This window comes from Clostridium gallinarum (genome assembly GCF_014836325.1).
GTDB lineage: Bacteria > Bacillota > Clostridia > Clostridiales > Clostridiaceae > Clostridium > Clostridium gallinarum.
Genome location: NZ_JACSQZ010000030.1, coordinates 1 through 23,653, shown reverse-complemented (window position 1 = coordinate 23,653; position 23,653 = coordinate 1). Strand labels below are relative to the sequence as shown.

Sequence of the window (23,653 nt, the reverse complement as noted above, 5' to 3'; positions counted from 1 at the left end):
TAGGTGAGGTCATGAGTATTTATAGAGAAATCAAAAGATTAATTAATTATGGATTACAAAATAACCTATTTGAAATAGAAGATGAAATTTATATAAGAAATAAAATATTAGATATTTTAAATATAGATGAATATGAAGATATTTGTATAGAAGATGAAAATCTAAGTACACCAACAGAAATTTTAAATAATCTTTTAAACTATGCCTATGAAAATAAAGTTTTAGAATCTAATACTCCAATATATAGAGATTTATTAGATACAAAAATTATGGATGCATTAATGCCAAGACCATCTGAGGTTATTAAAAATTTCTATAATAAATATGAAAATTCAAAAGTGGATGCAACTAATTATTTCTATAAAATTAGTAAAGCTTGTGATTATGTAAGAACTGATAGAATTGCACAAAATTTAGTATGGAAGACATCAACAGAATATGGTGATTTAGATATTACTATTAACTTATCTAAGCCGGAGAAGGATCCTAAGGCAATTGCAGCTGCAAAGAATCTACCACCTGCTAAATATCCTAAATGTCTTTTATGTAAGGAAAATGAAGGTTATAGAGGTAGAATTAATCACCCTGCAAGACAAAACCTAAGAATAATACCAATAGAACTAAAGAATGATAAGTGGTTTCTTCAATATTCACCTTATGCATATTATAATGAACATTGTATAATATTTGCTGGTGATCATATTCCTATGAAAATAACAAAATCTACTTTTGATAGGAATTTAGAGTTTGTAGAAAAATTTCCTCATTATTTTGTGGGATCTAATGCAGATTTACCTATAGTTGGAGGATCTATATTAACTCATGATCATTATCAAGGTGGAAACTATGAATTTGCTATGGATAAAGCTAGTGATTATATAAAATTTAGAATAGAAAAATATAAAGATATAGATTTATCAATAGTAAAATGGCCCTTAACAGTAGTTAGATTAAAAGGGAAAAATAGATTCGATTTAAGTGAACTAGCAGAAAGTATATTAAATCATTGGAGAAATTATACTGATTCTGAAGTTGATGTATATGCATGTACTGGTGATACTCCTCATAATACTATAACTCCTATATCAAGAAGAGATGGTGATTATTATATATTAGACTTGGTTCTTAGAAATAATAGAACTAATGAAAAGTATCCAGATGGAATATTCCATCCACATGAAGAACTTCATAATATAAAGAAAGAGAATATAGGGTTAATAGAGGTATTAGGATTAGCTGTATTACCTGCTAGATTAAAAGAGGAATTAGAAAGTATTAAAAAAGCATTAATAAATAAAGAAGAAAATATCGATAATTATAATGATATTAGTATTCATGCAAATTGGTATAAAGAAATATTAAATAATAATAAGGATATTAATATATCAAATGTTGATAAGATAATAGAAAATGAAGTCGGAAATGTATTTAAAAAAGTATTAGAACATTGTGGTGTATTTAAATGGGATAGCAGTGGAAAAAATGCAATGGAAAAATATATTGAAAGCTTAAAGAAATCAATAGTTTAAGTTTCTAAATTTATTCTAAAGATAATAATATAATTATATTATTATCTTTAGATGTAAAATTAAAGCTTTAAGTTAAAACTCCAAAGGGAGTTTTATTTATTATTTATATTTTTTCCTAAATATATAATTAAAATTTAAGAAGGTGGTGATTAAAATGGCAACTATTAAAGATATAGCAAAAGCTGCTGAAGTATCTATTTCTACAGTTTCTAGAATACTTAATTTAGATAAAACACTAAATGTTTCAGAAGATACAAGAAAGCGTGTATTAAGTATTGCAGAAGAAATGAACTATGTAACTATAAAAGAAAGAAAAGGTAAAGTGAGTAATTATACAATCGGAATAGTTTGTTCTTTTACAGAAACAAAGGAATTAAGTGATCCATATTTCTTATCTATAAGAATGGCAATTGAAAAAAGATGTTTAGAAGAAAATATAGGTTTCAAATCCTTATATTTAAGTAAAATTTTCAATGATGATCTTTATAATTATAAAGATTTAAATGGAATAATTGCTATTGGTATTTTTCAAAAAGATGAGATTTTGAAACTTAAAGATTTATCTGAAAATATTGTATTTATAGATTCTTCACCTGAAGAATGGGAGTTTGATTCTGTAGTAGTAGATTTAAAATATGGTGCAAAAAAATCATTAGATTATTTATATAGTCTAGGACATAAAAATATAGGATATATTGGGGCAAAGGTAACACCTCATAATAGTAATGATGGATTAGAATTAATAAATTATAGAGAACTAACATATATAGAGTTTATGAATAAAATTAATAATTTAAAAGAAGAATGGATATTTAAGGGGAATTTCACTCCAGAAGATGGTTATGCTTTAATGAAAAAAGCATTAACTTTAAAAGAAATACCTTCAGCATTTTTCATAGCAAGTGATCCTATGGCAATTGGAGCATATAAAGCAATTCAAGAAGCAGGCTATACAATCCCAGAGGATATAAGTATAGTTGGATTTGATGATATCCCAACAGCACAATATTTATCACCATCATTAACTACGGTGAAAGTATATACTGATTTTATGGGAGAAACTGCTTTTAATGTTCTTATGGAAAGAATAAAGGATGAAAGATTATTAAGTAAAAAGGTTGTTTTACCGGTTAATTTAGTTATAAGAGATAGTTGTAAATCAATATAATATTATTACAAATATGGAGGATAAATTATAAATAAAATAATGTCCTTCCTTCAGTTTGCAAAGAGATGAACATTGTATTAGGTTGACTTGGAGCGCATGCGACGGAGCAAGGAATATAATGTTTATCTTTTTTTTATTTTTAATATTTATTCCATTATTTAACCAACATCTAAATAGCTAATAAACCCTAAATAGTATTGATATAAAAAATCCATTTAATTATAATATAACTGAAAAAGAAAATCAAAAAATGTCTAATAAGAAAAATATAATATATTATATGGAGAGGTATTAATTTTGATAAAAAGAGATGAGTTGAAAAATGAAAAAAATAGCTTTATAGAATTTAAAGATGTTAAAAAAACTTATAAAATGGGCGAAGTAGATATAGATGCGTTAAGAGGAGTATCTTTTAGCATAGAAAAAGGCGAAATAGTAATTATTGCTGGAACTAGTGGAGCAGGTAAAAGTACAATTTTAAATATTCTAGGTGGAATGGATACACTTACAAGTGGAAAGATAGTAGTAGATAACAATATTATTAGTAATTATTCTGAGAAGGAATTAATTTCATATAGACGTTTTGATATTGGATTCGTTTTTCAATTTTACAATTTAGTACAAAACCTTACTGCTTTAGAAAATGTAGAGTTAGCTACTCAAATTTGTAAAAATCCATTAAATCCTTCAGAGGTTTTAGACGCTGTTGGTTTAGAAAACAGAAAGTATAACTTTCCAGCTCAATTATCTGGAGGAGAACAACAAAGAGTAGCTATAGCAAGAGCGCTTGCTAAAAATCCTAAATTGCTTCTTTGTGATGAACCAACAGGTGCATTAGATTATAATACTGGTAAGTCAATACTGAAATTATTACAAGATACTGCAAGGAAATATGGCATGACTGTTGTTATTATTACTCATAATCTTGCAATTACTCCTATGGGAGATAAAATAATTAAAGTTAAAAATGGTATGATTGAAAGTGTTACTTTAAATGAAAATCCCCTTCCAATAGAAAGGATTGAATGGTAATATGAAAAATGCATTTTTAAAAGATGTACTAAGAGATATAAAAAAATCTAAAGGGAGATTTTTTTCTATTTTTGCAATTATTACATTAGGGGTAGCATTTTTTTCAGGAATAAAAGTTGCTCCTATAGATATGAAAAGAACTGCAGATAAATATTATGATGATTATAACTTTATGGATTTAACATTATATTCTACATTAGGTTTTAATGATGAAGATATTTCCGAAATAAAAAAAGTTGACAATGTAGAAGATGTTTTTGCAACTTATTCATTAGATACAGTTACTAAGATAGGTACTTCAGAACATGTTATTAAAGTTATGGGGATACCATTAGATACTGATAATTACGTTAATAAATATAAATTGATTGAAGGTAGATTACCTGAAAAAGAAAATGAATGTGTTTTAGAGTGGAGTAAAATAGAAAATCTAAATTTATCTATTGGTGACACAATAAAATTGGAATCAGGAACTAATGATGAAATTAGTGACAGTTTAGAAAATATAGAGTATGAAATAGTTGGAAAAGTACAAACTCCATACTATTTATCATATGAAAAAGGTACATCAAACATAGGTAATGGAAAAGTTTCTAGTTATATTGTAATTCCAATAAATAATTTTAAAATACCTGCATATACTGAAGTTTATTTAACAATAAATGATTCAAAATCCTATAATAGTTATTCAGATGAATATTTTGACCTTGTAGAAGACGTTCAATTAGATTTAGAAGCTTTAGGAAGTGAAAGAGCTAGTTTAAGGTACGATGAAATTTTAAATGAAGCTAATAAAAAACTAAATGAAAGTAAAGCTGAATTAAATAAGCAAAAAGATTTAGGAGAAGAAAAACTAAAAGAAGCTAAAAAACAAATAGAAACTTCTGAAAAGACTATTGAAAATGCAGAAGCTGAATTATTAAGAAAAGAAACAGATTATAAACTTCAAATTATTCAATCTGAAAATGAAATAGCTTTAGCCCAATATAAAATAGATAATGGTAAATCTCAATTGGAATCAGCTAAATTGACATTAAATCAAGAAAAAGAGAATGCAGAAAATATAATAAAAACAGCTAATGAATCATTACTCACATTAGAAAATACTAAAAATGACATAGATAATAAAATAAATGAAAAGAAAAATGAACTAAAAGATCCTAATTTAACTCAAATACAAAAAGATTTAATTGAAAGTGAATTAAATTCTTTATATAAAACAAGGAATGAAATAAATAGTGGTATTACTTATATAAATGAACAAATTAAATCAGCAAAGGATAAAATTACAAATGCTGAAAATGAAATATATAATAAAGAAAGCGAGCTTAATAATGCTCAAGCCTTATTAGATGAAAATAAGAAAAAGTTAGAGCTTGGTAAAATAGAGGCAGAGAGTCAATTTGAAAATGTTAAACTTGAATTGGAAAATGGAAAAATAGATTTAGAAAAAGGTAAATTAGAATATGAAGAATCTATAGAGAAGTTCAATAAAGAAATTGCATCTGCTGAATCAAAATTAAATAATGCACAAAATGAAATTAATTCTATTGCTGAACCTAGTTGGTATGTATTAGATAGAAATAGTCAATATTCATATGTTGATTATAAAAATAATGCAGATAGTATTGATAAATTAGCTAAGGTATTTCCTTTATTTTTCTTTTTAGTAGCTGCTCTAGTATGCTTAACTACAATGACAAGAATGGTAGATGAACAAAGAATAAATATTGGTACTTTAAAAGGACTTGGATATTCAAAATATAAAATAGCTTCTAAATATATAGTTTACTCCTTTACAGCAAGCTTCTTAGGAAGTATTTTTGGACTTATTATTGGATACACTATTTTTCCAATAGTAGTATTTGATGCTTATGGAATAATGTATTCATTACCAAGAGTAGAATTAGAATTTAACGTTCCTATAGCGTTATCGATAACATTAGTTTCTGTTTTAGTTACTACGTTATCTTCGGTATTAGCTTGTTATAAAGAATTATTAGAAACTCCTTCAACTCTTATGAGACCGAAGGCACCAAAAGAAGGAAAAAGAATTTTTATTGAAAGAATTGATTTTATATGGAATAAATTGAGTTTTATAGGTAAAGTAACTGTAAGAAATATATTTAGATATAAAAAAAGGTTCTTAATGACCGTTTTTGGAATTGCTGGATGTACTGCATTAATAGTAACAGGTTTTGGAATAAAGGATTCTATTAAGACCATTGTTGATAAACAATTTGGAAAAGTTTTTAATTATGATTTAACTATAAATATAGATAAAGATGCTAGTAATATTGAAAAGAAAGAATTAGAAGATAACTTAAATACTTTACAAGAAATAGATAAATTTCTTATGATTTCTTCTGAAAATGGTAAAATAAAAGGTGATAATACTGAGAAAGATATTAACATAATAGTTCCTGAGGATATATCTAGAATTAGTGAATTTGTTAATTTTATTAATAGAACTAATAAAGATAAATATAAATTAAATGATAATGGAGTTATTATATCTGAAAAAGCTGCAAAGCAATCCAAAGTTAAAATTGGAGATGAAGTAAAAATAAAAGTAAACAATAAAGAATATTCTTTAAAAGTTTCTGGAATAACAGAGAATTATACTTTTAATTATGTATATATATCTCCTAAGTATTATAAAGAAATTTTTGATAAAGAACCGATATATAATTCAATTATTGCTAATACAAACAGTTTACAAAATGAAAGTAATTTTTCTATGAAATTAATGGAGAATTCAATTGTAAAAGGAGTATCATTTAATACTAGTATTAGAGAAAATTTTGATAACATGATAAAAAGTTTAAATTACGTTATCATAGTAATAATTGTTTCAGCTGGAACTTTAGCATTTGTTGTTTTATATAATCTTACAAATGTAAATATCAGTGAAAGAATAAGAGAGATTGCAACAATAAAGGTTCTCGGTTTTTATGATAAAGAAGTTTCTGCTTATATTTATAGAGAAAATATTTTCCTAACCATATTTGGAATATTACTTGGTGAGGTATTAGGTGTATTTCTTCATAGATTTATTATGGTAACTGTAGAGATTGATAATATAATGTTTGGTAGAAATATAGATTTTCCTAGCTTTATATTTTCAGCAATACTAACACTTATATTTGCTATATTAGTCAATAGTGTTATGTATTATAAATTAAAAAAAGTAAAGATGGTTGAATCATTAAAATCTGTTGATTAATCTTAAAATAGACTACTTAGTAATTAGGTAGTCTATTTTGTTTTTAGAACAAAAGAGAAATTAAAGTATATAATGTATTGAATAATAATCATAGGAGAAAACAATGGCATATAGCGAGATTTATAAAAAAATTGGTTTGGAAAGAGAAATATATAGGTTACAAAAACAAGCATATTTTGGTTCTGATAGAGAAATAAAAATGTTAAGAAACTTAGGTGTAGAAGATAACAAATTATTACTAGAAATTGGTAGTGGTCCAGGCTACTATACGAAAGTATTATTAGATGCTTTTAAAAATACAGAAATTATATCCTTAGATAATGATGAAGCTTTACTTAGCTTTGCATATAAAATGTTAAATGATAAAAATGATAATTATGGAAATAGAGTTAGGTTTATAAATGATGATATTATCAAAAGTTCTCTTAAAGATAATTATTTTGATGTAGTTATAGCTAGATTTGTATTTCAACATTTAAGTGATCCAGTTAAAGCTCTTAAAGAGATATATAGAGTTTTAAAACCAGGTGGAAAAGTTATTATTATTGATGTAGATAGTGAACTCTGGGGATTAACCTATCCTAAAAATAATTTAATTAATCAATTAAATTCTAACTTATCTAAATTTCAATCTTCATTAAATGGTAATAGAGAAATAGGGCGAAGTTTATTAACTTTTATGAAATTATTAAACTTTAAAAACTTAAATATTGAAACAGTTATAAATCATAGCGATATCTTAGGGAAAGAAAACTTTAAATATAATATTGATAAAGCATTAGAAATAGATCCTAGAATGAGTAGTATTTTAAAAGAATATAATGACTTTTTTAACTTAAGTTATTCATCTATAATGATTTTAAAACTTTTCTTTTATGGAGAGAAGCCGGTTTAAGCTGAATTTTAAGAAGTGGATAAAACCACTTCTTTTTGTTATAATAAAAGAATATTGTTTTTAAGGTGAGGAGTATGTTGAAAAAAGAATTACTAGAAAAAATTAAGAAAAATATATCAAGTAAAAATGATGTATCAGCAAAGAAAATCTTAAAAGAAGATGCAATTTCTTCTTTTAAATTTAATTTTGATGATGGTTTAATATATATAAAGTCTACTATATTATCAGATGATTTTTATAGCGAATATAATAATGAAATAGAGTTAGAGGTAAAAAGTAAGTCTATAGTATCTACATATTGTACATGCGAAGATTTTGAAAAAAATGAATTTCGTAAAGAAAATTATTGTTGTAAACATCTAATAGCTACATATTATAAGTTTTTAGAGGAATTAGACAGTGACAATAATATTATTAAAAAATTTGGAGATTCTCTAGAAAATAAACCTATTTTTAAAGCTAGAGATAATATTTTAGATTTATTATTACAGGAAGAAAATAAAGACGAAATAAAGATGGAGGCTTATGTAAGTAGAATAGGTATAAAAAATAAATTAACTGTGGAATTTAAGGTTGGATTAAAGGGTTTATCATCAAACAAATTATATGTTGTTAAGGATATAAATCAGCTTTTAATATCAATTTATAATAAAATACCTATTAAATATGGTAAAGATTTTACTTTTAATTTAAGAGAGCAGCGATTTGGATTAAAAGAAAGTAAAATAATTAGATTTATAGAAAAGGTAAAAGCTGTTGAAGATTTACAATTAAATTTTGTAAGACGTCAAGATAAGTTTATAGATGGTAAAAGTCTTATAATACCTGACTTTTTAATAAGAGAATTCTTTGATACAGTTTCTAAAAATAGAGTATACTTATATGAAGGCTTTTTCTATAGACCAGTAGAAACAGAAGTAATATATAATAAACCTAATTTACAGTTTAATTTAAAGGAATTAAGTAATGAATATTTATTGTCATTAGATGACGGTATTCCAGAAGCTTTAGATAAAAATAAAACAGTATTTTTATATGGAAGTAGCATTTATTTACCGAGTTTTAATTATTGTCATGATATTTCAAATTATCTTGAAGCTTTTAAAGATAGTAATTATATAGAATTAGATAAAAATGATGAATTTAGAATTTTATCAAGCTTACTACCTAAGTTATATACTTTATCTGATTATGTAAATATAAATAAGTCAATTAGAGATAAAGTGGTTAAAGAAAATGTAAACTTTTGTTTTTATTTTGATAAAATTAATAAAGATATAACTTTAGTTTTAAAAGTAAAATACGGTGTTCATGAGTTTAATATTTTTCATGAATATAAAGATAAAATTATTTATAGAGATTTAAATAAAGAAGGTGAAGTTATATCAACTTTACGATCTTTAGGATTTGAAGCTTCTGGAGATAGGTTTTATTTATTATTAGGAGATGACTATATCTTTAATTTCTTTAAAAATGACATAGATAAGCTTCAAAATATAGGTGATGTTTTTTATTCGGAAAACTTTAAAATTATTAGGAAAATTAACAGTAAAAATATAGTTGGTCAAATACAATCTGGCAAATATGATTATTTTGAATTAAATTTTAATATAGATAATCTACCTAAAGAAGAAATTAAAAACATATTATTTGCATTTAAGGATAATCTAAAGTATTTTAAGTTAAAAACAGGTGAATATATAGATCTCGAAGAAATAGAACTTAAAAACTTTTTAAATTTATTAGATGTATTATCAGTTAATGATGATTTTGAAGATAATAAAATAATATTTAATAAAAATAAAGCTATATTTATAGATGATTTTATTAAAGAGAAAAGTATAAGGTATATTAAAGGTAAAAATGAATTAACTAAAATACAAAAGAAACTTAAAGAAGTAAAAAAAATTAACTTTAAGGAACCATTAACGCTAAATGCTAGTTTAAGAGAATATCAAAAAGAAGGTTATAATTGGCTTAAAACAATGGATTATTTAGGTTTTGGTGGTATATTAGGGGATGAAATGGGACTAGGTAAAACTATACAAGCAATTACTTTTATTTTATCAAATTTACCATCTAAAACTTTAATAGTAGCTCCAACTTCTTTAATTTATAATTGGAGTAGTGAAATTGAAAAATTTGCTCCAAGCATTAAATTAGCAGTAGTTAATGGATCTAAAGATGATAGAGTTAAGATATTAAATAATATACAAAATTATGATGTTATTATAACAACCTATAATATACTAAAAAGAGATTTAGACTTATATGAAAATATAGAGTTTGATTATTGTTTTATAGACGAAGCACAATATATAAAAAATAGCAGCTCTCAAAATGCAACATCAGTAAAAAAGGTTAAAGCAAATAGAAAATTTGCTTTAACAGGAACTCCGATTGAAAACTCTGTTATGGAATTATGGTCAATATTTGATTTTATTATGCCTGAATATTTATTTGATGAAAATAGTTTTAGTGTTAGATATTATAAAAAATTACATGAATCTAATGAAGTGCTAGAAGAATTAAATAAATTAATAAAACCATTTATTTTAAGAAGGTATAAAAAGGATGTTATAAAGGAATTACCTTTAAAAATAGAAAAGAAACTTTTAGTATCTATGTCTGAAGAGCAAGAAAAGATATATAATGTATATTCTGATTATGCAAAGAAATTAATAGAAAAAAAAGTTAAAGATGATGAATTAAAGAATAGTAAAATTGAAATATTATCATATATAACAAAACTAAGACAAATATGCTTAGATCCATCAGTTTTAGTAAATGATTATATAGGAAGCAGTGGTAAGATAGATTCATTAGTAGAGTTATTAAATCAAGGAATAGAAGAGGGACATAAAATACTTGTATTTTCTCAGTTTACATCAGTACTAAGAAATATTTCAAAAAGATTAGTAAATGAAAATATATCCTATAGCTATTTAGATGGCAGTATTCCTTCAGAGAAGAGAATTCAACTAATAAATGAGTTTAATAACGGTAATAACTCTGTCTTCTTAATTAGTTTAAAAGCTGGAGGAACTGGTTTAAATTTAACTTCTGCAGATATAGTAATTCACTTTGACCCTTGGTGGAATCCGGCAGTAGAAGATCAAGCTACAGATAGAGCACATAGATTTGGACAAAAGAACATAGTAGAAGTTATAAAACTAATTTCAAAAAATACTATAGAAGAAAAAATTGTAGAGCTACAAGATGAGAAAAGAAAGCTAATAGAGAAGATACTAGATAATAGTATGGAAAATTCAAATGTGAATTCATTAAGTGATGAAGATATTATAAGCTTATTTTCAATTTAATAAAGATAAGTATAGAAAATCAAGGAGCTGCTTTGTGGTAGCTCCTTAATTTTCTATCTAATATATACTTGAATACATTTTAAGTCAGTATTAAAATTAGTATATAAATTTAATAATAAATGTGAGGATGAAAATGAAAGTAAGAACACCAGATTATTTCAATGAATTTCAATGTATAGCTGATAAGTGTGAAGATACTTGTTGTGCTGGATGGGGTATAGTTATAGATAATGATAGCTATAAAAAATATTTATCTATTGAAGGTAACTTTGGAGAAGAATTAAGAAATAAGATAATAAATGAAGAGGGTGAAAATCTATTTCTTCTAAATGGTGATAGATGTTCTTTTTTAAATGAAAATAATTTATGTGATATATATAAGGAGCTAGGCTCAAATGGACTATGCTACACGTGCAGGCAGTATCCAAGATACTTGGAGGAGTTTGGTAATTTACGTGAGATTGGAATATCTTTATCTTGTCCCGAAGCAGCTAGAATAATCTTACGAAGAAAAGATAAAGTAGAATTTGAACTTATAGAGAATGATGAAGAGGTTAGTAGTTATAATGATATAAATCCTAATATTTATATCAATCTTATGCAGTGTAGAAAGATTGTTTTTAATATATTACAAGATAGAGAGATAGATTTAAAATATAGATGTGCTTTGATACTTAACTTTATAAATGAAGTTCAAGAAAAAATAGATAATAATGATATTAATTCAATTAAGGATATTAAGGATAAGTATATAAATAAAGAATATTTATCTGATATTATTAGTTCATTTAAAATGTTTAATAATAAATCAGAGGAAAAATACTTAAATATTTATAAAGTTATTAATACATTTAAAGATTTAAAGCATATAAAACCAAATGATATATTAGGATTAGAAAATTCATTAAGATACTTTTGGCGAAATGAAGAAGATATTAATATTTACTCATCTCTTAATATAGATTTTAATAGATATTATATAGAAAATGAATATAAGTTTGAACAAATTCTTGTTTATTATATATATAGATACTTTATGAAAGCTGTTTTTGATTATGATGTATTAGCAAAGGTTAAATTTGCTTTAATTAGCTTTATAATAATTAAAGAATTATCTGTAATACGTTATTTTGAAAATAAGGAATTTCTAGATGAAGATATAGTGGATATAGCTCATATCTATTCAAAGGATATAGAACATTTAGAGGAAAATGTAGAAGTTTTACAAGAATTATTTGAGACTAATAGTGAGTTTACAATTGAAAACTTTATTATAAATTTAATTAATTGCTAAATATTATATAAATGAATAAGAATTTTTATGTAGTTTTTAGCTTAAAAGGATATATATTATATTACTACCCATTAAATTTTAGGCGGTAGATATGGATATAGTATGTATCCTTTTTATAGTTAAAGTTATTACTTTTTATTGTTCTAACTTTATAGTATAATAGTCATAAAACCTTATATTTCAAGGTTTATACATAAATTTAATTTGTGAGGTATAAAGAATATGTTAACTCCAATGATGAGACAATATTTTGAGATAAAAGAAAATTATAAGGATTGTATCTTATTTTTTAGATTAGGTGATTTTTATGAAATGTTCTTTGAAGATGCTAAAATAGCTTCAAGAGAATTAGAACTTGTTCTTACAGGGAGAGATTGTGGATTAGAAGAAAGAGCTCCAATGTGTGGTATTCCCTTTCATGCAGCCTCTTCATATATAGCAAGATTAGTTAATAAGGGATATAAAGTTGCTATAGGTGAACAAGTAGAAGATCCATCGGTCGCAAAAGGAATTGTAAAAAGAGATGTTATAAAGGTTATTACGCCAGGTACTTTTATTGAATCCTCTGAAGACAATGAATATAAAAACACATATTTAATGTGTATTATTGAGGAAAATGGTAGTTTTGGTGTTGCAATATCAGATATATCAACTGGAGAGTTTAAAGTTACATCCTTTAACTCTATTAAATCAACATTATTAGATGAAATAACAAAGGTTAATCCTAAGGAAATATTAGTAGACGAAAAGATTAATGAGAGTATTTTAGAGGAAATATCTACAGTTTCACAAGCTTTGATTACTAAAAGGAATTTATCAAAGGAAATTTGTAATGAAGATGAGCTTATTAATAAGTTCTCAGAGGTTTGCATAGTAAATTTAAATGATTTATCTAAGAAAGTTTCTGGAGCTTTACTTAAATATATTTATGATACTCAAAAAATGAATTTAACTAATATAAATCTTTTAGAATATTACGATATAGTAAATTATATGACTATAGATGGAAATTCTAGAAGAAATCTAGAACTTACAGAAAGTTTAAAAGAAAAATCAAAAAAAGGTAGCTTAATTTGGGTTTTAGATAAAACAGCCACATCTATGGGAGGAAGAGCTATTAGAAAATGGATAGAAGAACCTCTTATAGTGAAAAAAGAAATTGAAAAAAGACTAGAAGGTGTAGAAGAACTATTTAATAATGGTTACTTTAATGAAGACTTAAGATTATTACTTAAAGAAATATATGATATAGAAAGAATAGTTGGTAAGATTTCTAATAAAAATGTAAATGCTAAGGATTTAATTTCTCTTAGAAATTCCATAGATAAGCTTCCAGGTATAAAGGCTCATTTATCTAAATCAAATTCTAACATATTAAAAGAGTGGTTTAACGAATTAGATGAATTAATTGATGTTAAAACTCTTTTATCTAATTCTATATTAGATGATCCATCTATATCTGTTAAAGAAGGAAATATAATAAGGGATGGATATAATGAAGAAGTAGATAGTTTAAGAACAGCTAAGCTTCATGGTAAGGAGTGGATAGCAGCATTAGAAAATAGAGAAAGAGAGTTTACTGGAATTAAATCTTTAAAGGTAGGTTATAATAAGGTATTTGGATATTATATAGAAATATCTAAAGCTAATTACTCTTCTATACCAGAAGGAAGATACATAAGAAAGCAAACTTTAGCTAACGCTGAAAGATTCATCACTCAAGAGTTAAAAGAAATGGAAGATAAGATATTAGGTGCTGAAGAAAAACTAATATCATTAGAATATAATTTATTTGTTGAAATTAGAGAAGCTATTGAAAAAGAAATTCCAAGACTTAAACAAAGTGCTAGAATAATAGGGAATTTAGATGCATTATCAACACTAGCATTAATAGCTTTAGAAAATGATTATGTAAAGCCTTCTATAAATGAAGAAGGTATTATAGATATAAAAGAAGGTAGACATCCAGTAGTAGAAAAAGTTATTGGTAATGGTGAATTTGTATCTAACGATACAAAACTTAACACTAAAGATAATAGACTGTTATTAATCACAGGTCCTAATATGGCTGGTAAGTCTACTTATATGAGGCAAGTAGCTTTAATTACATTAATGGCTCAAATAGGATCATTTGTTCCTGCAAAAGAAGCTAATATATCAGTTTGTGATAAGATATTTACTAGAATAGGTGCTTCTGATGATTTAGCTGGTGGTAAGTCTACTTTTATGGTAGAAATGTGGGAAGTATCTAATATTTTAAAAAATGCTACTTCAAAGAGTTTAGTTTTATTAGATGAAGTTGGTAGAGGAACTTCAACTTATGATGGTCTTAGTATAGCTTGGTCTGTTATAGAGTATATATCTAATAATAAAAATCTTAAATGTAAAACTTTATTTGCTACTCACTATCATGAGCTTACTAAGTTAGAAGGAAATATAGAGGGAGTTAAAAATTATTCAGTTGCAGTCTCAGAAGTAGATGATAATATAATCTTTTTAAGAAAAATAATAGAGGGTGGAGCTGATCAATCTTACGGGATAGAGGTTGCAAAGCTTGCTGGTTTGCCAAAGGATGTTATTGACAGAGCTAAAGAAATACTATCTTCTCTTGAAAATAGCAATAATGATAATCATGTTGAAATAATTAAGGAAGTTGCTGCAGAAAAAGAAGAAAAACCTAAAAATAAAAAAAGTGTTTTTAAAGAAGAAAATTATCAATTAGATTTTGGCTCTATTGAGAAAGATAATTTAATTAATACTATAGCTAATTTAGATATTATGTCATTAACTCCAATGGAAGCTATGAATGAATTATATAAAATAACGATAGAAGCTAAAAAATTAAAGTAATTAAAGGGGTGAGAATATGAAGAGAATAAATATTCTAGATGAACATACCTCTAATAAGATAGCAGCAGGAGAGGTTGTAGAGAGACCTGCTTCTGTTGTAAAAGAATTAATGGAAAACTCTATAGATGCAGGCTCAAAGAATATTACAATAGAAATAGAAGAGGGTGGAGTATCATTAATTAGAATAATAGATGATGGTCATGGTATCCATAAAGATGATATTAAAAAGGCTTTTTTACCCCATGCAACATCAAAAATAAAAGAGGTTGATGATATTTACTCTATTATGACTCTTGGCTTTAGGGGGGAAGCACTAGCATCTATAGCTTCTATATCAAAGGTAAGTTTAAAAAGTAAAATAGAAGAAGATGAGTTTGGTTCAGAAATTATAATAGAGGGTGGAGAAATATTATCATTAAATAGTATAGGTACTAATAAAGGAACTATAATTGAAATTAAAGATTTATTTTATAATGTTCCTGCTAGAAAGAAATTTTTAAAGTCTATATCTAGAGAGGGTGCTTTAATTGGAGATATAGTTAATAGAGTGGCGTTATCTCATCCAGATATATCTATAAAATTCTATAATAATGGTAAAAAGGCATTACATACTTATGGAACAGGTAACTTAATAGATGTAATTAGAACTATATACGGGAAAAATATTAGTGAGAATTTGATTTACTTTGAAAACAAGGAAGAATCTATATCTTTATACGGATATATAGGTAAAGAAGAAATATCTAGAGGTTCTAGAAATAATCAAAGTATATTTGTTAATGGTAGATATATAAAGAATAAAACTATTGTAGCTGCTGTAGAAAATGCTTTTAAGTCTTTTGCAACAGTTAATAAGTTCCCTTTCTTTGTATTATTTTTAGAATTATATCCTGAATTTGTAGATGTAAATATACATCCTACTAAAGCAGAAATAAAATTTAAAGAGGATAGAGGAATATTTAAAAAAGTTTTTGATGCTGTACACAAAGCATTTAAACATGAAGTTTTTGAAGAATTTTATATTCCTGAAGAGGAAAAAAATGAGGAAACTAATAAAATTGAAGTTGAAGTTGAAGAAATTAAATTTAATATTAATGATATTTCCTATGAATTAAATGAATCTAAAACCCCAAAAATAATTGAGAGAGATATAAAAGATATATCTTACGAAGATATAAAAAAAGAAGAAGAATTATATAATAATTTAAAAGCTTTAAATAATAATATTATTAAACAAGAGGATGTTATTATTACAGAAAAAACAAATAATGATGAAAAAATAATAATTAATGAAGAAAAAGAAAGTTTTAAAAGTATAAACAATAAGTATGAAGAAGAAAAAATTGCTAAATTTCCCAATTTAAAAGTTATAGGTCAATTTAATAAAATGTATATATTAGCAGAGTATGAGGATATTTTATATATTATAGATCAGCATGCAGCCCATGAAAAAATACTATTTGAAAAATACTTAAAAAGTATTGAAGATGGAGATATTATAATACAACAGCTTTTGGTTCCAATATTAATTGATTTAACTACAGATGATTATTGTTATTATGAAGAAAACTCTGATATATTTACTAAGGCAGGGTTTATAATAGAGAACTTTGGTGGAAATACTATAGCAATAAAAGAAGTTCCTTACTTTTTAGGTAAGCTAGATGCTAAGAACTTATTTATAAATATATTAGATAACATTAAAAGTTTAGGTACTGGAAAAACAACAGAGGTTAAATATAATAGAATAGCTACTTTAGCTTGTAAAGCTGCAGTAAAGGCTAATGATTACTTAAATGAACATGAAATGGAAAAGTTAATTAATGATTTAAGATATATAGATGACCCTTTCCATTGCCCACATGGTAGACCAGTAATTATTAAGTTTACTAATTATGATTTAGACAAGAAATTTAGACGGATAGTATAGGGAGAAATAATGAAGAATAAACTTTTAATTATAGCTGGCCCAACAGCTGTAGGAAAAACAGATTTATCTATAAAGCTAGCAAAAGAGTTAAATGGTGAAATTGTATCAACTGATTCTATGCAGATATATAAATACATGGATATAGGCTCAGCTAAAGTTACTAAAGAAGAAATGGATGGTGTAGTCCATCATATGATAGATGTTATAGAGCCAGATAAACCTTTTTCAGTAGCTGAATATAAAATGATGGCTACTAAATGTATTGAAGATATTTTATCTAGGGGAAAGTTACCAATATTAGTTGGTGGTACTGGATTATATATAAATTCTATAACTTGTAATATGAATTTTACAGAAGCAGAAAGTGACGAAGCATATAGAAAAGAACTAGAGGCTCTTGCAAATGAATATGGAAATGAGTATATCCATAATATGCTTAAGGATATAGATCCTATAAGCTTTAAAGAAATACATTATAATAATAGAAAAAGAGTAATAAGGGCATTGGAGGTTTATAAATTAACTAAGAAGCCATTTAGCTCTTTTAATGTAGGTGATGATTTTTATAATGGTCCATATGATGTTAAATATTATGTTCTTAATATGGATAGAGAAAAATTATATGAAAGAATTAACTTAAGAGTTGATATTATGCTTAAAAATGGGTTAATTGAAGAATGCATAAAACTTAAAGATATGGGGTATAATTCTCTTATGCAATCAATGCAAGGGATAGGGTATAAAGAAGTATTTTACTACTTAGACAATAAGATTTCCTATGAAGAAGCTATTGAAATGATTAAACAAGGATCTAGAAATTATGCTAAGAGACAGCTAACTTGGTTTAGAAGGGATCCGAGAGTTACTTTTCTAAATAAAGATGAGCTAACTGAAAATGAGATATTTAATAAAGTAGTTAAAGAAATAAAAATGAAATAGATTTAAAATTTTTGGGAGGTAATATGTATGAAGCAACCTAATAATTTACAAGATATCTTTTTAAATGGAGCTAGAAAAAATAAAGTATCTGTAATAATTTATTTAACCAATGGTTTTCAATTAAAGGGATATGTAAAGGGGTTTGATAGCTTTACTGTAGTTCTTGATAGTGATGGTAAACAAATGTTAGTTTATAAGCATGCAATAACTACAATAACTCCTTCAAAACCTATATTATTTAATAATGCTGAAGAGTAGGTAATACCTGCTCTTTTTTCTTGTATAACATGTATATTCTATACTAAGTAGTTTTTAAATTTGAGCTATTTTAAAAATATCTGAAATATGGTAATATTATTTTTATGATAGTAAAATAAAGAGTAAGAAGGGAGAGTAGTATATTATACATTATAATATACTAATAATATTATGCTTAAACAAACAGAAGATTTAATGATAAAGACTTTAAATTTCAAAGAAAATACCTTTGAATTATACGAAAAAGCTTTAAAGGATGTAGAAGAGGTATTTAGTTCTTATGATTATATTAGAGAATATAATCAATTAAAAGTATTAAAGGCTTTTCAAGAAGAAAGAATAAGTGAATCACATTTTACTAATTCTTCTGGATATGGATATGATGATATAGGTAGAGATTCTTTAGATAAAGTATATGCAAGGGTATTTAATACAGAAAGTGCTCTAGTTAGACCGCATTTTGTAAATGGTACACATGCTATAGGTTGTGCTTTAATGGGTAATTTAAGAACAGGAGATACTATGGTGTGTATTTCTGGAGCTCCTTATGATACGCTTCATAATATAATTGGAATAAGTGGAAAAGAAAATATAGGCTCTCTTAAAGAATATGGAGTTAACTATAAGCAAGTTGATTTAAAAGAAGGTAAATTTGATTATGATAAAATTAAAGAAGTACTTTCTAATGATAGCACAATAAAGTTAGTACATATACAAAGAAGTACAGGTTATGGATGGAGAAATTCTTTTTTAGTTAGTGAAATTGGAGAAGTAATTAAGTTTGTAAAAGAAATAAGAGAAGACTTAATTGTTTTTGTAGATAACTGCTATGGAGAATTTATTGATACAATTGAACCAACAGATGTAGGAGCTGATATAATAGCTGGATCTTTAATAAAGAACATTGGAGGAGGAATTGCACCTACAGGAGGATATATAGCTGGTAAGAGCAAATACGTAGAACAAGCATCTTATAGATTAACAACTCCAGGAATAGGAGGAGAGTGTGGCTCTACTTTCGGTGTTATGAGACAATTTTATCAAGGACTATTCTTAGCACCACATATAGCTATGGAAGCTGTAAAGGGAGCTGTATTTTGTTCAAGAATTATGGAACTTGCAGGGTTTGAAGTTCTTCCTAAATATAATGAAAAGAGAAGTGATATAATTCAAGCTATTAAGTTTGGAAATAAGGATAACTTAATTAAGTTCTGTAAGGGAATTCAAAAAGGTTCTCCAATAGATTCATTTGTTGAATGTGAACCATGGGCAATGCCTGGGTATAATGATGAGGTTATAATGGCTGCTGGAGCTTTCATACAAGGTTCATCAATAGAGTTATCTGCAGATGCGCCTATTAGAGAACCTTATATAGCTTATCTTCAAGGTGGCTTAACCTTTGATCACGCTAAAATAGGCATAATGATTTCGTTAAATAACATACTTAATAATTAATTTAATATAGAAAGTTTTTTTATAATACTGGGCTTTTTTAAAAACAGCCCAGTATTAATTTAATTATAAAAAATAAATTCATCAGGAGTTAATTTGATAGTACTTCCTAAAGAATAGTTCTTTAATATAAGTAATGAGTATATTAAATCTTTAGTTCCAATAATAGCACTTACTGTTCCTAAGACGTATAAGTATATATTGAATTCTAGTTTATAGCTCAAAACAGTTGGAATAATAGATAAAAATATAAATGGTAATATAAATGATAAAATTACACTCATTTTAGATATTTTAATATTAGAGCATATATCGATTGATAAGTTATAAGGATTCAAACTTAAAATAATTTTATCCTTATCAAAAGTTTTGGGTAATAATAAAGCTTTTAAAAAAGATAAAGGAAAATCTATAAAAATATAAGCTAAAATTAATAAACATAAAAATCTTAATCCTACCTTTATATAATCTTCACCAAAGAAAAATAAACTATAACCTAACCCAAAGGCATAGAGTAGAGCCACTATTACTTTTATTGTTAATATTAATCCAGCTAGATTTTTTTTATTAACTTTATAGCTTTCTAAAGTAGAATTTTCTCCTAACTCAGTATTATTATTTAAAATATAAATCTTCAATTTATCCCTCCTTTAGAATATAAGAAATAAGAGTCATACACAATATTGTATGACTCTTATTTCTTAATATGCTCTAAATAGACCAACTAATTTTCCTAATATACTACAGTTTTCAACAATAATAGGAGATAAACTATCATTTTCAGGTTGAAGTCTTATATGATTTTTTTCTTTATAAAAAGTTTTTATAGTAGCTTCATTTTCTATTAAAGCTACAACAATTTCTCCATTTTGAGCAGTTGGTGCTTTTTCAATAATAGCATAGTCTCCATCGTTTATTCCAACATTTATCATACTATCACCAGTAACTCTTAACATAAATAATTCATCATTATGTTTTATATAATCTATGGGCATAGGGAATGTATCTTCAATATTTTCAGTGGCTAAGATCGGTGCTCCTGCAGTTACTTTACCTACTATAGGTATATTTAGCATTTCTTTTTTATTATTTGAATTTTCTATTATTTCAAGAGCTCTAGGTTTAGTTGGATCTCTTTTAATAAGTCCTTTTGATTCAAGTTTTTTTAAATGACCATGAACTGTTGAAGTAGATCTTAAATTTACAGCCTCACATATTTCTCTTACTGATGGTGGATACCCCTTATTTTCAGTATATATCTTCAAAAATTCATATATTTCCAGTTGTTTATCTTTTACTTCCATAAATAAAACACCTCACTTTATTGGATTTATTATATCATAAAAAGCTTATAATATCAAACTTATGTTCTTTTTACTTTTTAAAAGGATATTATTTGATTATTTTAAATAACTTTGATATAATATGTCTTACGTTAAAAATGAATGGTAGGTGTGTTTTAATGAATATTAATAAATATACTGATGATGATATATGTGATATATATCCTAATAGAATATGCGATAACTGCGGAGATTGTCTTAAGGAAGAAGGAATAGATGTAAGAGCTATAAAAATAGAAGATATAGCTAAAAATATTGAAGAAAATGAATTTTTAGAAGCAGAGTATAAGAGTATGCTTGAAGCTTTAAAGGAAGAGCAAGCTTCTAAACTAGATTCCGAAGAGAATTTAGAAGATCAGGGAAATCTAGAGTATATAGATGCTTTTGATAATATTGAATACATAGATGATTTAGATTATTTAGAAGAAGATTTTGATGAAGCTACAGAAGAAGTATTTCCTGGTTTTAGAATATTAAAGAGAAAAAATTATTAAATTATAAAAGGGTATGTAAGCAATACATATCCTTTTATAATTTTGAAAGTGGATTAGATTTTACAGCATCTCTTAATATATCATCATCAACGTGAGTATATATTTGAGTTGTAGATATATTTTCATGACCTAATATACTTTGTAAACTTCTTATATCAACATTTCCATGTTTATACATTAATGTTGCTGCTGTGTGTCTTAATTTGTGAGGAGTATATTTTGCATTACTTAATCCGGAGTTTGTAATATGTTTTTTAACTAAAAGCTCTACAGTTCTTTTATTTATGGGTTTAAAACGGGAGGAGAGTAGTAGATATTCTTTATCATCTGCAAGACACTTAGAATCATCTCTTACTTTTAAATAATTAGATATTGCTTTTATACATGCTTCATTTAAATATACAGTTCTTTCTTTATTTCCTTTACCTATTATGGTAAGAGTATCTCCCTTAATTTTATCTATCTTTATGCTGCAGAGTTCTGATAAACGCATTCCACAATTTAAAAACAAAGTAAGTATACAATAATCTCTAAAATAATTTTTACTAGTTTTATCTAAGGAACTTAATAAATTCACACTTTCATCTAATGTTAAATAAATAGGATGACGTTTATTTATTTTAGGAGACTCTAATTCTAAAGTTGGATTATCTTCAATAATTCTAGCTTTTCCTTGAAGGAATTTAAAATAAGACTTTAAAGCTGCAACTTTTCTAGCTCTTGCATAAGTACCATTATTTCTTTGTTTTTCTGTAAAACTTAAAAAGGCATATAAATCAGTAAGTTTTATAGATCTAATAAAATAATTATCTATATCTCTTATATTAATTTCATGAAATTCTAAAGAAGCATCATTTATATATCCTTTATATATTTTTAAGAATTTAAAAAACATTGCTAAATCTATCTCATAACCCTTAATAGTATTTACTGATTTTCCTTTTATTGTCTCAAGATAGTTTAGAAAATCTATTAGCGATTGTGGTAAATTTCTAAATTCAACTTTTTCTATACCGTATTTATTCATTATTGAATCAGAACTTAAATTTATTTTTTTGTCAGAATCCAATTGTATATTAATTTTAGAGCTTTTCTTTTGGATCTTCTGAGCTTTTTTTATAGATCTATTTAATCCTAATTCTTTAAGCCAAATTTGAATATTTCTAACTCCGGTATTATATATTTTAGATATTTGAGCTGTAGATAACTTGTGAACTTCTGATAATTTAAATATATCTGCAATTATAAATTCATAGCCACGTTCAGAACCTAATTCTTCGTATCTTAAATAAACTTCATCTAATTTCTTTTGCTGCTTAACATTTAATTTTATAGATAAAAGCTCTTTAACGTCATCAGTATAATTGAAATCTTTATATTTATATGTTATATTTCGCGTAATAGCCATTTTTTATACCTCCTAAATCATGCGAAAAGCCTTGATTTTATTATATCATAGAGATTTTTTTATTTCAATACAACGAAATACACTAAATGTATATTTAGCGAAATAATATTTCGTAAAAATATGAAATATTTTATCAGATTTTAGTATTCATATTAAATATTATGTAAAGTTATATTTTGTTTCCTACTTTTAAAAAATAAATTTAGTCATATTTTTATTTAAAATGATTTACAAATGAATTTATTTGTTTAAGAATTATATTGCTTTATTTTAGTTTTTGAAATTTAAGAATTTATCTAAAGTGCATAATATAGATTTTTGTATTGTTTAAAATTATTTTTTTATATAAAAGCACTTTATTCATTGAAGTTTAGAGTTATAATTTTTATCTTATTTTCTTTTAGTTATTATAATAAAATAGTTTCTATTTTATGCTTTATTAGATTTTGAAAATTATTTTTAATTTATTTATTGTGTATTTTCTTCATTTTCAATATATTATATATTTTTGT

Annotated in this window: 16 protein-coding genes; 13 read left to right on the top strand and 3 right to left on the bottom strand. The window is 25.3% G+C overall.

The window, feature by feature from the left end; translation table 11 throughout:
- Positions 1–11 precede the first annotated feature (11 nt).
- The 12 genes from galT (at position 12) to H9660_RS09300 (ending at position 19,899) form a co-directional block, all read left to right on the top strand.
- Positions 12–1,529: a UDP-glucose--hexose-1-phosphate uridylyltransferase gene (gene galT, locus H9660_RS09355; RefSeq protein ID WP_191750113.1), complete on the top strand. Its 1,518-nt coding sequence runs from the start codon at positions 12–14 to the stop codon at positions 1,527–1,529.
- Between the two features lie 154 nt (positions 1,530–1,683).
- Entirely contained in the window at positions 1,684–2,697 is a 1,014-nt protein-coding gene (locus tag H9660_RS09350) for a LacI family DNA-binding transcriptional regulator (protein WP_191750112.1), read from the top strand.
- 372 nt (positions 2,698–3,069) lie between these two features.
- Positions 3,070–3,729, top strand: a complete 660-nt coding sequence (locus H9660_RS09345; protein ID WP_191750132.1) for an ABC transporter ATP-binding protein — start codon at positions 3,070–3,072, stop codon at positions 3,727–3,729.
- A 1-nt stretch (position 3,730) separates the two neighbouring features.
- Positions 3,731–6,955, top strand: coding sequence for an ABC transporter permease (locus H9660_RS09340; RefSeq protein WP_191750111.1), 3,225 nt, complete (start codon positions 3,731–3,733; stop codon positions 6,953–6,955).
- Between the two features lie 103 nt (positions 6,956–7,058).
- The gene (locus H9660_RS09335; protein WP_191750110.1) at positions 7,059–7,850 is read left to right on the top strand and encodes a class I SAM-dependent methyltransferase; all 792 of its coding nucleotides are present in this window, start codon (positions 7,059–7,061) and stop codon (positions 7,848–7,850) included.
- A 74-nt stretch (positions 7,851–7,924) separates the two neighbouring features.
- The gene (locus tag H9660_RS09330) at positions 7,925–11,173 is read left to right on the top strand and encodes a DEAD/DEAH box helicase (protein ID WP_191750109.1); all 3,249 of its coding nucleotides are present in this window, start codon (positions 7,925–7,927) and stop codon (positions 11,171–11,173) included.
- A 133-nt stretch (positions 11,174–11,306) separates the two neighbouring features.
- Entirely contained in the window at positions 11,307–12,467 is a 1,161-nt protein-coding gene (gene fliB / locus H9660_RS09325) for a flagellin lysine-N-methylase (protein WP_191750108.1), read from the top strand.
- A 222-nt stretch (positions 12,468–12,689) separates the two neighbouring features.
- On the top strand, positions 12,690–15,317 hold the full coding sequence (mutS, locus tag H9660_RS09320) for a DNA mismatch repair protein MutS (protein WP_191750107.1): 2,628 nt from the start codon (positions 12,690–12,692) through the stop codon (positions 15,315–15,317).
- 16 nt (positions 15,318–15,333) lie between these two features.
- The gene (gene mutL / locus H9660_RS09315; protein ID WP_191750106.1) at positions 15,334–17,247 is read left to right on the top strand and encodes a DNA mismatch repair endonuclease MutL; all 1,914 of its coding nucleotides are present in this window, start codon (positions 15,334–15,336) and stop codon (positions 17,245–17,247) included.
- Between the two features lie 9 nt (positions 17,248–17,256).
- A complete protein-coding gene (gene miaA / locus H9660_RS09310) occupies positions 17,257–18,186 on the top strand; it encodes a tRNA (adenosine(37)-N6)-dimethylallyltransferase MiaA (RefSeq protein WP_191750105.1) in 930 nt (309 codons plus the stop codon).
- Positions 18,187–18,213: 27 nt separating this feature from the next.
- Positions 18,214–18,444, top strand: coding sequence for an RNA chaperone Hfq (gene hfq, locus H9660_RS09305; protein ID WP_191750104.1), 231 nt, complete (start codon positions 18,214–18,216; stop codon positions 18,442–18,444).
- A 171-nt stretch (positions 18,445–18,615) separates the two neighbouring features.
- Positions 18,616–19,899: a methionine gamma-lyase family protein gene (locus H9660_RS09300; RefSeq protein WP_191750103.1), complete on the top strand. Its 1,284-nt coding sequence runs from the start codon at positions 18,616–18,618 to the stop codon at positions 19,897–19,899.
- Positions 19,900–19,958: 59 nt separating this feature from the next.
- Here the strand turns inward: H9660_RS09300 and H9660_RS09295 are convergent, their stop codons facing one another.
- Together H9660_RS09295 and lexA are read right to left on the bottom strand one after the other, a co-directional pair.
- Positions 19,959–20,534, bottom strand: coding sequence for a metalloprotease family protein (locus H9660_RS09295; RefSeq protein WP_191750102.1), 576 nt, complete (start codon positions 20,532–20,534; stop codon positions 19,959–19,961).
- A 63-nt stretch (positions 20,535–20,597) separates the two neighbouring features.
- Positions 20,598–21,200, bottom strand: a complete 603-nt coding sequence (gene lexA / locus H9660_RS09290; protein ID WP_191750101.1) for a transcriptional repressor LexA — start codon at positions 21,198–21,200, stop codon at positions 20,598–20,600.
- Between the two features lie 158 nt (positions 21,201–21,358).
- Here lexA and H9660_RS09285 point away from each other — a divergent pair, with 158 nt between their 5' ends.
- Positions 21,359–21,733: a hypothetical protein gene (locus tag H9660_RS09285; RefSeq protein WP_191750100.1), complete on the top strand. Its 375-nt coding sequence runs from the start codon at positions 21,359–21,361 to the stop codon at positions 21,731–21,733.
- A 34-nt stretch (positions 21,734–21,767) separates the two neighbouring features.
- Here the strand turns inward: H9660_RS09285 and H9660_RS09280 are convergent, their stop codons facing one another.
- A complete protein-coding gene (locus H9660_RS09280) occupies positions 21,768–22,760 on the bottom strand; it encodes a tyrosine recombinase XerC (protein WP_191750131.1) in 993 nt (330 codons plus the stop codon).
- Positions 22,761–23,653 lie beyond the last annotated feature (893 nt).